The sequence below is a fragment of the Bacillus sp. FSL R5-0286 genome (assembly GCF_038593245.1).
In the GTDB taxonomy this organism is placed as follows: Bacteria; Bacillota; Bacilli; order Bacillales; family Bacillaceae; genus Bacillus; species Bacillus altitudinis.
The window spans coordinates 2293670-2307294 of record NZ_CP151977.1 but is presented as its reverse complement, the minus strand read 5'-3'; the positions used below and the strand labels follow the sequence as shown (position 1 = coordinate 2307294).

17 protein-coding genes are annotated in these 13625 nt (G+C 40.8%); 11 read left to right on the top strand and 6 right to left on the bottom strand.

What is annotated here, in order from left to right; genetic code table 11:
• Nucleotides 1-9 precede the first annotated feature (9 nt).
• Entirely contained in the window at nt 10-732 is a 723-nt protein-coding gene (vrrA, locus tag NST24_RS11850; RefSeq protein WP_342461804.1) for a VrrA/YqfQ family protein, read from the bottom strand.
• Nucleotides 733-887: 155 nt separating this feature from the next.
• Between vrrA and NST24_RS11845 the strand changes: the two genes are divergently transcribed.
• Together NST24_RS11845 and NST24_RS11840 are read left to right on the top strand one after the other, a co-directional pair.
• Complete coding sequence (locus NST24_RS11845) at nt 888-2207, top strand: DEAD/DEAH box helicase (protein ID WP_024718822.1); 1320 nt, start codon at nt 888-890, stop codon at nt 2205-2207.
• Between the two features lie 9 nt (nt 2208-2216).
• Complete coding sequence (locus NST24_RS11840) at nt 2217-3110, top strand: deoxyribonuclease IV (protein WP_017358005.1); 894 nt, start codon at nt 2217-2219, stop codon at nt 3108-3110.
• 49 nt (nt 3111-3159) lie between these two features.
• On the opposite strand, the gene NST24_RS11835 is transcribed toward NST24_RS11840, so the two are convergent.
• Entirely contained in the window at nt 3160-3414 is a 255-nt protein-coding gene (locus NST24_RS11835; RefSeq protein WP_008342377.1) for a DUF2624 domain-containing protein, read from the bottom strand.
• 140 nt (nt 3415-3554) lie between these two features.
• Here NST24_RS11835 and NST24_RS11830 point away from each other — a divergent pair, with 140 nt between their 5' ends.
• The 5 genes from NST24_RS11830 (at nt 3555) to NST24_RS11810 (ending at nt 7672) form a co-directional block, all read left to right on the top strand.
• Complete coding sequence (locus tag NST24_RS11830; RefSeq protein ID WP_007501276.1) at nt 3555-4436, top strand: YitT family protein; 882 nt, start codon at nt 3555-3557, stop codon at nt 4434-4436.
• Between the two features lie 135 nt (nt 4437-4571).
• Nucleotides 4572-5348 carry an ABC transporter ATP-binding protein gene (locus NST24_RS11825; RefSeq protein WP_008342368.1) on the top strand — a complete coding sequence of 259 codons (777 nt, stop codon included), beginning with the start codon at nt 4572-4574 and terminating at the stop codon, nt 5346-5348.
• Nucleotides 5348-6208, top strand: a complete 861-nt coding sequence (locus NST24_RS11820) for a metal ABC transporter permease (protein ID WP_007501274.1) — start codon at nt 5348-5350, stop codon at nt 6206-6208. Before NST24_RS11825 ends, NST24_RS11820 begins: the two co-directional genes overlap by 1 nt.
• Nucleotides 6186-6614, top strand: a complete 429-nt coding sequence (locus NST24_RS11815) for a Fur family transcriptional regulator (RefSeq protein WP_003217433.1) — start codon at nt 6186-6188, stop codon at nt 6612-6614. The genes NST24_RS11820 and NST24_RS11815 overlap by 23 nt, the downstream gene beginning before the upstream one ends.
• A 140-nt stretch (nt 6615-6754) precedes the next feature.
• Nucleotides 6755-7672, top strand: coding sequence for an ROK family protein (locus NST24_RS11810; protein ID WP_178930335.1), 918 nt, complete (start codon nt 6755-6757; stop codon nt 7670-7672).
• Between the two features lie 228 nt (nt 7673-7900).
• Here NST24_RS11810 and NST24_RS11805 read toward each other — a convergent pair whose 3' ends face one another.
• Complete coding sequence (locus NST24_RS11805; protein WP_008342361.1) at nt 7901-8479, bottom strand: nucleotidase; 579 nt, start codon at nt 8477-8479, stop codon at nt 7901-7903.
• 139 nt (nt 8480-8618) lie between these two features.
• Between NST24_RS11805 and NST24_RS11800 the strand changes: the two genes are divergently transcribed.
• Nucleotides 8619-8981, top strand: a complete 363-nt coding sequence (locus NST24_RS11800) for a DUF308 domain-containing protein (RefSeq protein ID WP_008342359.1) — start codon at nt 8619-8621, stop codon at nt 8979-8981.
• Between the two features lie 47 nt (nt 8982-9028).
• Here the strand turns inward: NST24_RS11800 and ispG are convergent, their stop codons facing one another.
• Together ispG and NST24_RS11790 are read right to left on the bottom strand one after the other, a co-directional pair.
• A complete protein-coding gene (ispG, locus tag NST24_RS11795; RefSeq protein WP_008342357.1) occupies nt 9029-10144 on the bottom strand; it encodes a flavodoxin-dependent (E)-4-hydroxy-3-methylbut-2-enyl-diphosphate synthase in 1116 nt (371 codons plus the stop codon).
• A 106-nt stretch (nt 10145-10250) separates the two neighbouring features.
• Nucleotides 10251-10553 carry a hypothetical protein gene (locus NST24_RS11790; protein ID WP_024718827.1) on the bottom strand — a complete coding sequence of 101 codons (303 nt, stop codon included), beginning with the start codon at nt 10551-10553 and terminating at the stop codon, nt 10251-10253.
• Nucleotides 10554-10743: 190 nt separating this feature from the next.
• On the opposite strand from NST24_RS11790, the gene NST24_RS11785 reads away from it, so the two are divergent.
• Nucleotides 10744-11289 carry a GNAT family protein gene (locus NST24_RS11785; protein ID WP_045034379.1) on the top strand — a complete coding sequence of 182 codons (546 nt, stop codon included), beginning with the start codon at nt 10744-10746 and terminating at the stop codon, nt 11287-11289.
• A gap of 39 nt (nt 11290-11328) precedes the next feature.
• Here NST24_RS11785 and NST24_RS11780 read toward each other — a convergent pair whose 3' ends face one another.
• Nucleotides 11329-12081, bottom strand: a complete 753-nt coding sequence (locus NST24_RS11780) for a DUF1189 domain-containing protein (protein WP_342461803.1) — start codon at nt 12079-12081, stop codon at nt 11329-11331.
• 143 nt (nt 12082-12224) lie between these two features.
• On the opposite strand from NST24_RS11780, the gene NST24_RS11775 reads away from it, so the two are divergent.
• Nucleotides 12225-12710, top strand: coding sequence for a DUF456 domain-containing protein (locus NST24_RS11775; RefSeq protein WP_007501265.1), 486 nt, complete (start codon nt 12225-12227; stop codon nt 12708-12710).
• 183 nt (nt 12711-12893) lie between these two features.
• Nucleotides 12894-13502, top strand: a complete 609-nt coding sequence (gene sodA / locus NST24_RS11770; protein WP_007501264.1) for a superoxide dismutase SodA — start codon at nt 12894-12896, stop codon at nt 13500-13502.
• Nucleotides 13503-13625 lie beyond the last annotated feature (123 nt).

Genomic DNA, 13625 nt, shown 5'->3' with positions numbered 1-13625 from the left:
AAAAGATCACTAGACATATAGTTTCGGAATGGAACTGCCCGATCTTTTTTTCGGTTTTGCTTCAGGAGCAGCTGATGTGTGTACAGTCCCTTTTTTGACAAGGATGTCCTCTGGTTCTTCTTCTTTTCCTTCTTCTATTTCATCATCAACCGGTGCTGTTTGTTCGTGCGGAACGTCTGTTTCTGCAGTGATTTCTTTTGGTTCTTTGTCTGCATCATTCGTATTTGTTTCATCATCATCCGCACTGCCAAGCTGGCTATAGAGTTTAATCATGGCAGGCAAATTTCTGACTAAAGGACCGTATTGCTGAATCATAGGCGTGAATTGCTGCGCCATTCCGAGTACTTTTTGAACATTTCCTAACATGCTTGAAAGGTTCGCGGGGTTTGCGAAGCTCTGGATTCCTTGTAATCCCGCACCACCTCCAGCTCCAGAGATCCCTGCTCCTCCAGCTCCAGGAAGAAATTTTGCCAGCATGCCCTTAATTCCGGCTCCGCCGCCTAGTGCACGGCTTTCGCCTCCAGGAATGCCACCCATCCCGCGTAGACCGCCGCCTTGTACAGACGGAGAGCGAGGCATCATTTGTTGAAATTGGTTGCCTTGCCCTTGAAAAGGCTGTTCGATCGGAGCCTGCTGTCTCCGTTGAAAAATTCCGGGCTGTCCGCCATTTCCAAGGTGCCGGCGTGAGGGGCGATGCGGCTGAAAATCGCCCATAGGCCTTTGCCCTAACATACTTGTACCTCCCTTACTGCATTCTCTTTCTCTTCATAGGTTATGCAGGGAAGTATCATTTGGTTTCCTGTGAGAAAAGCGGACATGGTTTTTTTGCGGAAAATCAGCTATAATGAGGAGATGAGCAAAAAGGCATTGCCTTAAGGAGTGAAAACATGAAAGAAACGAAATTTACGACATATGAATTAAAGTCTTTTATTATAGATGCTATTCATGAACTGGGCTTTTATGAGCCGACTGATATTCAAAAAAGAATCATACCTGCTGTTTTAAAAGGTGAAAGCGTGATTGGACAGTCTCAAACAGGGACAGGGAAAACCCATGCGTATTTATTGCCGCTTATTCATTCAATTGATCCAAGCAAAGAGCAAGTACAAGTGGTCATTACTGCACCGACACGAGAATTAGCGAATCAAATTTTTAAAGAAGCACAAACGATCTTAAAAAATACGCCTCCAGAAGAAGAAATCAAGGCAAAGCTTTACATTGGCGGAACGGACAAGCAGAAATCCATTCAAAAGCTAAAGAATCAGCCGCACTTAGTGGTCGGCACTCCTGGACGTATTGCTGATCTTATTCATGAGCAAGCGCTGAATGTGTACAAAGCAACATCTCTTGTCATTGATGAAGCAGACCTGATGCTGGATATGGGCTTTTTAGAAGATGTGGATCGTATTGGCTCACAAATGCCAGAACAGTTGCAAATGCTCGTGTTCTCAGCAACTATTCCAGAAAAATTAAAACCTTTCCTCAAAAAATATATGGATAATCCGAAATATGCACATGTTGAACCGAAACGCATTACGGCTGAAAACATTCAGCATATTTTAGTTCCATCTAAACAGCGTGATAAATTAAAATTACTTCATGAAATGGTGACGAATGTACAGCCTTATTTAGGGATCATCTTTGCCAATACGAAATCAACTGTTGATGAAATTGCCTCATTCCTACAGGAAAAAGGAATGAAAATTGGGGTACTTCATGGTGGTTTAACGCCTCGTGAACGTAAAAAAGTGATGAAACAAATTGAAGATTTGGAGTTCACCTATATTGTGGCATCTGATCTTGCTGCCCGCGGGATTGATATTAAGGGCGTCAGCCACGTGATTAACTATGAGCTCCCATCCGATCTTGATTTTTATGTTCACCGTGTGGGAAGAACGGCTCGCGCTGGTTCATCTGGCATTGCAATGACCATTTATGATCTTGCTGATGAGGATGCACTCGTTCAAATTGAAAAAATGGGTGTTGTGTTTGAAAACAAAACGATTGTTCATGGCGAATGGCGAGATGCAGATGATCGTTTGAAGCGTCAAAGACGTAAAAAAGCACCAAATGAAATTGAAGAAAAAGCAAAACGTCTTGTCAGAAAACCGAAAGCCGTCAAACCTGGATATAAAAAGAAAATGACACGTGAGATGGATAAAATCAAAAGACAAGAACGTAGAAAGTCAAAGCGTAACGGAAAGTAGGGGGACACATTGTTGAAGATTGGATCACATGTATCCATGAGCGGAAAACATATGCTACTTGCAGCGAGTGAGGAAGCTGCCTCTTATGGTTCAAATACTTTTATGATTTATACAGGTGCACCGCAAAATACGCGCCGTAAAAAAATTGAAGATCTCAATATTGAAGCTGGACAAGCGCATATGAAAGAGCATGGTATGACAGATATCGTCGTTCATGCACCGTATATTATCAATATTGGGAACACAGTGAATCCAGCGACATTTGAGCTTGGAGTGGACTTCCTTCGCTCTGAGATAGAGCGTACAGAAGCGCTAGGTGCAAGACAAATTGTTCTTCATCCAGGTGCGCATGTCGGAGCAGGTGCAGATGCTGGAATTCAAAAAATCATTGAAGGTCTCAATGAAGTCATTGTGAAGGGGCAGGAGGTTCAAATTGCGCTGGAAACAATGGCGGGAAAAGGATCAGAGTGCGGAAGAAGCTTTGAAGAGCTTGCCCAAATTATTGACGGTGTGACACATAACGAAGCACTTTCTGTTTGCTTTGATACGTGTCACACGCACGATGCAGGTTATCCCATTGTGAGTGATTTTGATGGAGTATTAGAAGAATTTGATCGAATTGTCGGGATCGACCGAATCAAAGTTCTTCATATTAATGATAGTAAAAATGTACAAGGCGCAAGAAAAGACCGACATGAAAATATCGGTTTTGGAGAAATTGGTTTTGATGCCCTGAGCTATATCGTTCATCATCCACAGCTTCAAGATGTGCCGAAGATTCTAGAAACGCCTTATGTAGGTGAAGATAAAAAGAACAAGAAACCACCTTATAAATTCGAAATTGCGATGCTGAAAGAAAAGCAATTTGATGAAGGTTTACTAGATAAGATTACGGGTCAATAAAAAGTGCATGCAATGTGATGAGGTGCCGCTAAATGCGGCCCTTTTTTGCCTAATTTGTGAATTGATTAAACAGATCATTGACGGTCTGTGCTGTCTGTTTAGACGTAATCGCTTCCACTTGCTTAAGCAGCCGGTTGCGCTCTGCATCATTAAAAATATTGACGTTTTTCCCATTCATGAGTTTGGCGACCTCTGCAGCCTGATTGGATGTTAAGCTGACCCCATACTGTTTCGCATACCTTAACAAGTCATTTGCTGTGATCTGATTCAGACGCTGCAACACAATTTTTTGAATTAAAATCAATTCCATTCCTCCCCTCTGTATCAATGTATGGGCGAAAACGGAAAATGTGCAAAAAATTTTATTTTACTCTGTGAAATGATAAAATAGTAAAGTGAATAAAATGTTCATTGAAAACTAAACATGTGTAGAAGGGAGAACGTATGGCAAATAGTAAACAGCATAAAAAGGAATCAGTGCCTCATTTTATTTTGAGAATTTTTCTGATTCTAGTAGGAGCTGCATGTGCAGCAGTCAGCATTGAATTATTTTTAGTGCCAAACAATATTATTGATGGAGGCATCATCGGTATTTCGCTTATTTTGGATTATCTTTTTACGGATAACCCATTCATTAATTTTGCGACGATTGTTGTCATTTTAAATATTCCATTTATGATATCAGGATACAAACATATTGGGAAAACCTTCTTGATTTCCACTGTGATTGGGATAGTCAGCTTGGCCGTGATTGAATCTTCACTCCATCATGTAGAAGCATTTACGACGCAGCCGATTTTAGCTACTGTATTTGGAGGGCTGTTACTCGGGTTTGGCGTTGGGCTTGTGATACGGAATGGAGGCTCAATGGACGGAACGGAAATCTTAGGAATTCTTCTGACGAAAAAAATTCCTTTCTCCGTCGGTGAGTTTGTCATGATCGTCAATGTGTTCATTTTTATTTGGGCGGGCTTTGTCTTCGGACCGGAGCAAGCTATGTATTCTGTCATGACATATTATTTGGCAATGAAAACAATTGATGCTGTCATTCAAGGACTAGATGAAACAAAAGCGGTCATTATCGTTTCGGATTATTATGATGAAATTTCAGATGCGATCCTTCATCGTCTCGGCAGGGGAACCACCAAGCTTAGAGGAAAAGGCGGTTATACCGATGAAGAAAAAGATGTCATTTACGCCGTCGTGACAAGACTTGAAATTACGAAGCTGAAATCTATCGTGTTTGAAATTGATGGTCAAGCCTTTATTACGATTATGGATACGCATGAAACAAAAGGCGGTAAATTCAAAACAGCCATTCATTAGCTTTTATTTTACTTTTTTATCTTTCTTTTATATAATGAAATGTATGTATGGACAAAGAAAATGGCTTTTGCCATTTTCTTTTTGTTGTATAAATCGTAATCATTCTTTTTATATTGGATTAAAGGTGGAAGATTTATGGCAAAGCCAATTATTGAAATGAAGGACATTTCGTATTCATATGGACAGCGAAATGTCATTGATCACATTCATTTAACAGTAGAGGAAGGAAACTTTCTAGCACTTGTTGGACCGAATGGTTCTGGTAAAACAACCTTATTAAAATGCCTGCTTGGCTTGATTAAACCCCAGCAGGGAGAATTAAAGCTGTTTGGCACACCTGCTCAAAAATTTAAAGACTGGGATCAAATTGGATTTGTTTCTCAAAAGGCGAATAGCTTTAATACAGGGTTTCCTGCTTCTGTATACGAGGTCGTGGCAAGTGGTTTAACGGCGAAGATTGGTTTATTCAAACGCATGAGTAAGCAGGATAAGCTTCAAGTAGATGAGGCGATCCGCTCAGTTGGTATACAAGACTTAAAACATCAAAACATTGGTGAGCTTTCAGGCGGTCAGCAGCAGCGTACATTTATTGCCCGTGCACTCGTCAGTCAGCCGAAGCTGCTTATTTTAGATGAACCGACTGTGGGTGTAGACCAAAGAACAGTAGAGGGCTTTTATCAGCTGTTAGAAACATTGAACAAAGAAAAAGGAATGTCTTTAATTCTCGTTACACATGATGTAGGAACCGTTTCTGACAAAGTCACGCATGTGGCTTGTTTAAATCAGACACTTCATTTTCATGGAGATGCGGAAACGTTTGATTCGATGGATGATCAGGCGCTTTCTCAGTTTTACGGGCATGACATTCAAGTGATTCATCACGATCATCACCATCATGGGGGACATGAATAATGCTATTTCCATTTTTTCATTATGAATTTTTACAAAATGCGTTTATCGCAGGTATGCTGATCGGCTTTATTGCGCCCTTACTTGGTGTATTTATTGTCGTGAGAAGGCTCTCTCTCATCGCAGATGCGCTTAGTCATGTGTCACTTGCTGGGATAGCGGCAAGTTTATTCCTTGATAAAAAGTTTGGACTTTTGACAGGGGTTAGCCCGCTTTACTTAGGAATGGCTTTTTCTGTGGCTGGCTCATTATTTATTGAACGTCTACGCTCTGTGTATAAACATTATCAGGAGCTGGCGATTCCCATTATTTTATCGGGTGGTATTGGGATCTCTGTTATTTTCATTTCACTTGCAAATGGTTTTAATACAGATTTGTTCAGTTATTTGTTCGGAAGTGTCAGTGCGGTTTCAAGGCTCGATCTTTGGATTATTGTTGGGATCTCACTTGTCGTTGTATTAGTCGTTGTGCTCTTATATAAAGAATTGTTTTTGCTTTCTTTTGATGAAGAACATGCGAAGGCTTCTGGTATTTCAGCTAAGTGGATTCATTTTATTTTTATTTTAGTCGTTGCACTTGTCATCGCAGCATCGATGCGTATTGTCGGTACACTCCTAGTGTCCGCACTCATGACACTGCCAGTTGCGGCAAGTATTCGGATTGCCAAAGGGTTTAAACAGGCAATTTTCCTTTCCATCTTGTTTGGGGAATTGTCTGTTATGGTCGGCTTGATTTTAAGTTATTATCTTGATTTAGCGCCGGGTGGAACCATTGTGATGCTGTCTATCTTGATTTTAATCGGGTGTATTAGTATTGGGAAATTCAGAAGGGGGAATCATCATGAACGTACAAGAAGCGCTTGATTTATTAAAGGAAAAAGGCTATAAATATACAAGCAAACGTGAAGATATGCTTCAATTGTTTTCTGATTCTGATAAATACTTGACCGCTAAAAATGTATTAACAGCATTAAGTGAAGATTACCCAGGGCTTAGTTTTGATACGATTTATCGAAACCTGTCTTTATATGAAGATCTTGGGATATTAGAGACAACGGAATTATCAGGGGAGAAACTGTTCCGTTTTAAATGTTCGTTTTCCCACCATCACCATCACTTTATTTGTTTGACGTGTGGTAAAACAAAGGAAATCGACGCTTGCCCTATGGACAAGCTTGATGCTGATCTAGAGGATTATCACATTAGCGGACATAAATTTGAAATTTACGGAACGTGTCCTTCTTGCGAACCGAAAGAAGTTCATTCATGAAAGAAGCCAGCCGATGGGCTGGCTTTTTGTTTTGTGATCTTGAAAACGTTTTACAAAGGATAGCTGTTTCATTAAAATGAGAACAATAGATCATCTATTGAAACATCATTGAGTCTTTTGAAATAGGGGAGTGGTTAAAGGTGGCATATTATGTTGTTTTCGATGTAGGCGGAACAAAAACAAAGCATGGGGTCATGGATCGAAATGGTGAGCTGATCACGAGCGGCGACTACGTAACAAACTGCCGACAACTTGAGCCGTTTTTAGAGGACATGGAGAACGTGGTGAAAGAGTATCAAAGGACTTGGGATATCAAAGGGATTGCGATGAGTCTTCCGGGTTTTGTTGACAGTCAAACGGGTTATACGGAATTTGCAGGAGCGATTATTGCTTTAAATGGCCAAAATGTCAAAACGCTTTTGGAAGAAAAAACATCACTTCGTGTAGAAGTAGAAAATGATGCGAACTGTGCAGCTCTGGCTGAAAAATTTAGTGGTCATGCGAAAGAGTGTGACAGCTTTATATGTATGACGCTTGGGACTGGTGTCGGCGGTGGTATTTTTGCTGGTGGCGAGCTTGTGCGCGGTGCCTCTTTTCGCGGCGGTGAATTTGGTATGATGCTGACAGAAACAGAAAATGGTCAGTTTACCACACTCAACAGCAGTGCTTCGACAGCTGGATTGATACGAAGCTACAAAGAGCAGCAGGGCATTCCACAAAGTCAGCAAATCGACGGTCAAGAAATCTTTGAAAAAGCCAAGCAAGATCCGGCCATTGAGAAGATGATCGATCAGTGGTACAAACGAATCGCAATTGGTATTTACAATGTGGCAACAGTTCTCAATCCAGAGAAAATCCTCATTGGCGGGGGCGTGAGTGCAAGGCCCGATTTGATTCCAAACATTGAGAAACATTTACATACTTTGCATGCATGGAAAAACATACAGGTGACACTGGAAACGTGCTATTACTTCAATCAGGCAGGTATGATGGGTGCACTTTATCATTTTTTAATAAAAGAAGGACATCATCGTACAATCAAAAAGTCGATACATTAAACGGATCGGCTTCAGCGTGTAGACAAACCGTCGCATTCTTTGTCAGTCCTGCGTGCTGGTGCTCACGAATGTCAAATTCGCTCCGCGCCAGTACTCGTCCTTCCTAGGGCTGCAAAGGTTTTCTATCACGCTGAAACGAAGACAAAGGGCTAAAATAAATTTCATTTTAGCCCTTTGTCAACAATCTGAAGCCGATACATTAAAAACGTATCAGCTTTTTGATCTGTTTTAGTAAGCAGTTTGCAGACGCTTTTCATATTGTTTGATCCATTGGGATGCTTCTTGCCAGTTATTAACGCGAATGATCCGTTCATCAATTGGCATTTGATTATACGGTGAGTTAAACAGAATCACTGGAATGTCAGCTTCTTTTGCAATCATTGTGGCATTGCCATGGTGATCTTCAAAAAACACATCAATCTTATGTTTTTGAACAGCTTCCACCTTATGATGTCCGCCAACAAGCTCGATATCGTCGTAATGGACATGATTCTCCTCAAACCATTTGTAGGTGATGTCTGAGTGATGCTGCCTTCTGGCTGTGATATAAATCAATTGATGATGATGTTTCATTTGATTGAGGATTTCTTTTGCACCCTCGGCAGGCTTTGCCTGTTTATAAATAAGAGGCTCATACTCATTCATCCAGCCCCAAAATTCTTCATTTGAAATCTTTAAAAGCTTCGTCAAATCATATTCCGTCATATCATCTAGTGTGATGTCACATTGAAACGACTCATTTAAGTAGGGGACAAAGGTGTCCTGCGCCGTGACTGTGCCATCGATATCAATTCCTAAACGTAACATGCCCACACTCCTCATATTTATCCTCTTAAAGTGTAACATAATCAATTCACAATTCCAGCAAGTTTTAGCAAACATGAAACAGACATTTTTGCTCATACTAAAAAAGCTCCTTTCTATTAACCAAAAGGGGGAATTGATCATGGAAAGAGACGAAGATTTCAGAAGAAATGATCGTGAAATCGACACACACTTTAGTAATGATGATGGCTATTTAGAGGAAACAGCTGCTGAAATTGCAGAGCCATATCAAGCATCAAGAGATCGTGAAGACAGAAGAGAACGTGACCATGTAGGTGACGATTCAGGCAGTAAGGGGATAGGCTATACAGCACTCGCGATTGCGATTATCTCATTATTTGTCTTGCCGGTGCTATTAGGGGTAGCGGCAATCGTCGTTGGTTATATTGCAAGAAGAAAAGGAGCACATGCGCTTGGCGCGTGGTCAATCGGGATCGGAATCGTTTCCGTCATCCTAGGCATCTTTATCACCCCGTTCTTTTAACAGGACAGGAACAGAAAACGCCTGACAGTGATGTCAGGCGTTCTTTTTTATGCGTTCGCTTGTTTTGCTTTTTCAGCTTCCATTTTTGCATAATGTTCTTCAGCGATTTTATCGATTTCTTTTTTCAGTTCTTCGACCATTGTTTCTTCTGGCACTTTCCGAACGATTTCACCTTTGCGGAATAAGAGGCCTTCACCTCTAGCGCCAGCGATGCCGATATCAGCTTCACGCGCTTCACCCGGACCGTTTACAGCACATCCGAGAACAGCTACTTTAATCGGTGCTTTAATTTTAGAAATATATTCTTCGACTTCATTTGCAATGCTAATGAGGTCAATTTCAATTCGTCCACAAGTTGGACATGAGATGAGTGTTGCTGCATTTGATGCAAGGCCAAATGATTTTAATAATTCACGTGCCACTTTGACCTCTTCGACCGGGTCAGCACTTAATGAAATACGGAGTGTGTTACCAATCCCCATATTCAAGATTGCGCCAAGACCAGCTGCACTTTTGACCGTACCTGCAAATAACGTACCTGATTCTGTAATCCCAAGATGAAGAGGATAATCAAAGGCTTTTGCTGCTTTTTCGTATGCCTCAATCGCAAGGTTTACATCAGATGCTTTCATACTGACAATGATGTCATGAAAGTCTAGGTCTTCTAAAATTTTAATGTGATGCAGTGCACTTTCAACCATACCATCTGCTGTTGGATAGCCGTATTTATCAAGAATCTTTTTCTCGAGTGAACCGGCGTTTACCCCAATACGAATTGGAATGCCTTTTTCTTTTGCCGCTTTCACAACAGCTTCGACTTTTTCTCTTCTTCCGATGTTTCCTGGGTTGATACGAATTTTGTCTGCACCTGCTTCAATCGCTTTCAGTGCAAGCTTGTAGTCAAAATGAATGTCGACAACAAGGGGGATGTTGATTTGTTTTTTTATGTCTGCAATCGCATTTGCTGCACGCTCATCTGGGCATGCGACACGCACGATTTGACAGCCAGCTTCTTCTAAACGTTTAATTTCAGCTACTGTCGCTTCGACATCATGTGTTTTGGTTGTCGCCATACTTTGAATGACGACTTCATTGTTTCCACCTATAGTTAAAGGTCCCACTTTGACGGGACGCGTTTTTGTACGATGTGTGACTTCACTCACTTGTCAATCGCTCCTTAGTGTACATGCAATTCGTTTGCAGTGTACGACGTGTTTTACATCTCATATTGTAACAGTCTCTTCGTATGAATGACAAGGAATTAACGTTTTATCTCTTATAGACCGGAAACTTGTATGTGCTGCCTGCCCGAATTTCGTTCGCTTTGACGCCTTGATTCAGTGCTTCAAAGTCTTCGATCACTTCATCTAATGGCTTACTTGTATGTACGATAGAGACGACGGTTTGTCCTTGTTTAACAGTGACAGTTTTATATGCCTGTTTTTCAGCTGTTTGAAAGGCGCTGGCGGGAACAGCAGGGCCATCCTGAACGGGGATCGTTCCATTTTTTAAATCAAAAAAGATAATAAAGAGGACAAACAAACTGACTAGTAAAAAAATAATTCGCCGCATTTTACTCACCGCTTTTAAGAGTTTACTTCAGATTATGCATGTCCCTGAGTTGATAGAACAAAAAAGAGTGAAAAAGCTAGGAAGGGTGGTTCTAGTGAGTTCTAGTATGACTTGTAAGTGAAAAAAGTTTGGAAAAAGCAATCCTAAGCCCTTTCTTTATTATGATAAAATCAAAACAGGGGGAGAGTATATGAAGAAAATCAGTCAGCATATATATGTAAGAACACTAACAGAAAGTGATGCAGAAGCACTATTAACACTTGAACGAGAAAACCGCACCTATTTTCAGCAATTTACACCTTTGGTTCAGGATGATTTTTTTACTGTACCTCGTCAAAAGGAACGGATTAACCGCAGTATGCAAAGGCGTGCAAAAGATGAAGCCTATATGCACGGTATTTTCTTAAATGAAACAGATGCATTAATTGGAACGATCTCACTCAATTCTGTTGAAAGAGGACCAATTCAAGGGGCTTTGCTTGGATATGTACTTGATGAAAAGCAAGGCGGGAAGGGGTATATGACAGAGGCGATTCGTTTGATTATCGATTATGCCTTTTATGAACTGTACCTTCACCGCATTGAGGCTGGCGTAAAACCATCTAACATTGGTTCCATTCGTGTGCTTGAGAAGACAGGGTTTGAAAATGAGGGACTTCATCGTAAAAAAGTAAAGATCAATGATAAGTGGGAGGATCACTATTTGTTTGCGATCATCCATCCAGATGAGTCATAGGGTCAAAACAAATAAAAAAGCTCCCCAAAATGAGGGAGCTTATTTTTTTGCAGGTATTTCTTTAACGACAAGATATAAGAAAATAAAGTTAATCACCCAATTTAATAAAAATGAGTTCGCAACCGGCGTGTTTAATGCACTCATGATGGCGAAAAAGACGGTTGTTAATGTGAGTGAATAGGCAGAGAGCTTCCAAAGCATTTGAAAGGACAGCTCTTTTTGCTGCATTCGTTTAATAAATGTGCCAAGCATGGCTAGGAATGTTGCGCTGATGAACATGAGAGTAGCAGTAGATAGGTACAGCAGGACACAAATGACAGGGATAATGATCGCTTGATTCTGGTTTGTGACGCTGGCAAGTTCATCTTTTGTGAGTGTTCCGCCAAGCAGCTGGTATGGAATATCTGTCATTTGTCCGTCAATGGCAATCACTGCTTTTTCTTTCAATAACGCAATGGCTGTTTGTTTTGATTCAAGCTCACTTGATTTTATTTTTTCAGCGGGATCAAAGATAATCGTGATGCCATTTTCTTCTTTTTCGATCGGCGTGCTTTGATCCGCTTGAAGCGTTCCTTTTTCAATGGAAAAGTCGGGTAAATCTTTTTTAATCACATGTTGAAATCCTGACATCGCATTTGAAATCTCTTGGCTCATATGATAGCCCTGGGGGACAGCTGCGATGATCGAAAGGATAAAGATGAATAAAATGGCCTTTCCAATCCCAGTAAAACGAGCTCTGGCAATATCTTTTGGTGAATAAATTCCTTTTAACAATAAACTAAATACGTTCAACCGATTCACTTCCTACATTCTTTTCTATTTCTCACATTGTATCAATGTCTATCCATCCAGTACAAGTACGGCCTTCATTACTGGTTAAGATAGAAGGAATGAGGCATAATGTATACAGCATATAAAAAGGAGGCGGCAGCGGATTGGACGTGCTGTATTGGATTTTGATCGGCTGTGCATTTATCATTGCGTTTGTGGGACTTGTCTATCCAATCATTCCTAGTGTGGTTTTCATGGTTCTTGGGTTTATTTTATATGGGCTCTTTTTTAGCTTTGAGAAATTGACGCTCACCTTTTGGCTCATTCAAGCCATGTTTACAGCTGTGTTATTTGCCGCGGATTATGTCTCCAATCTGATTGGGGTGAAACGCTTTGGCGGTAGCCGGGCGGCCATTTGGGGAAGTACCATTGGGCTTTTAGCCGGTCCTTTTGTGATTCCGATTGCTGGAATTATCATTGGTCCATTTATCGGCAGTGTCATCGCAGAGCTGCTCGTTCATCAAAAAGATCTGAAGACAAGTGTGAAAGTTGGGCTTGGCTCATTAATTGGTTTTGTGTCAGGCGTATTTGCAAAAGGGTTGATTCAAGCACTGATGCTGGGAATCTTTTTGTTTTATGTGCTTCGCTAAATGGAAAATCGGTGTTTAACACTCTTTCTGAAGGGTTAAATACAAAATAAACACTGAAATGTTTCAGATCATGAGCAATAACGTTGAAACAAGCCGTTTCTTTTGATACTCTTTGATTAGGGTGAATTGCTTGCTTACTAAGGAAGCATTTCAGTACATACATTTCTAAGGAGGAATTTAACCATGGCTTTTAAACTTCCAGAATTACCATATGCTTACGATGCATTAGAACCACATATCGACAAGGAAACAATGACGATTCACCACACAAAACACCATAACACTTATGTAACAAACTTAAACAAAGCAATCGAAGGTGTATCAGCTCTTGAAGATCAATCAATTGAAGAGCTAGTGGCTAACTTGAACTCTGTGCCTGAAAACATTCGTACAGCTGTACGTAACAATGGCGGAGGACATGCAAACCACTCATTATTCTGGACGCTTCTTTCACCAAACGGTGGCGGCGCACCAACTGGTGAACTTGCAGATGCGATCGAAAAAGAATTAGGCGGATTTGAAAAATTCAAATCTGATTTCGCTGCAGCAGCTGCAGGACGCTTTGGTTCTGGTTGGGCATGGCTTGTTGTGAACAATGGCAAACTTGAAATCACAAGCACACCAAACCAAGATTCTCCTTTAACTGAAGGAAAAACACCAATCCTAGGACTAGACGTTTGGGAGCATGCTTACTACCTAAACTACCAAAACCGTCGTCCTGATTACATTTCAGCATTCTGGAATGTTGTGAACTGGGATGAAGTGGCTCGCCTTTACAGCGAAGCTAAATAAATGATTTGATTTGAAAAGACCTGCTTCTCTCTGAGAGCGGGTCTTTTTATATTTTCCCTCCTTTTTTTACATATCTGCCTTTTGATGAGACAGACTATTGTGTAGAAAAGGAGAATGAATGAT

Bases quoted from the DNA above. Each gene is read 5' to 3' on its own strand.
- vrrA (WP_342461804.1), bottom strand. From the start codon at position 732: ATGTTAGGGCAAAGGCCTATGGGCGATTTTCAGCCGCATCGCCCCTCA.
- NST24_RS11845 (WP_024718822.1), top strand. From the start codon at position 888: ATGAAAGAAACGAAATTTACGACATATGAATTAAAGTCTTTTATTATA.
- NST24_RS11830 (WP_007501276.1), top strand. From the start codon at position 3,555: ATGGCAAATAGTAAACAGCATAAAAAGGAATCAGTGCCTCATTTTATT.
- NST24_RS11825 (WP_008342368.1), top strand. From the start codon at position 4,572: ATGGCAAAGCCAATTATTGAAATGAAGGACATTTCGTATTCATATGGA.
- NST24_RS11820 (WP_007501274.1), top strand. From the start codon at position 5,348: ATGCTATTTCCATTTTTTCATTATGAATTTTTACAAAATGCGTTTATC.
- NST24_RS11815 (WP_003217433.1), top strand. From the start codon at position 6,186: ATGAACGTACAAGAAGCGCTTGATTTATTAAAGGAAAAAGGCTATAAA.
- NST24_RS11805 (WP_008342361.1), bottom strand. From the start codon at position 8,479: ATGTTACGTTTAGGAATTGATATCGATGGCACAGTCACGGCGCAGGAC.
- NST24_RS11800 (WP_008342359.1), top strand. From the start codon at position 8,619: ATGGAAAGAGACGAAGATTTCAGAAGAAATGATCGTGAAATCGACACA.
- NST24_RS11790 (WP_024718827.1), bottom strand. From the start codon at position 10,553: ATGCGGCGAATTATTTTTTTACTAGTCAGTTTGTTTGTCCTCTTTATT.
- NST24_RS11785 (WP_045034379.1), top strand. From the start codon at position 10,744: ATGAAGAAAATCAGTCAGCATATATATGTAAGAACACTAACAGAAAGT.
- sodA (WP_007501264.1), top strand. From the start codon at position 12,894: ATGGCTTTTAAACTTCCAGAATTACCATATGCTTACGATGCATTAGAA.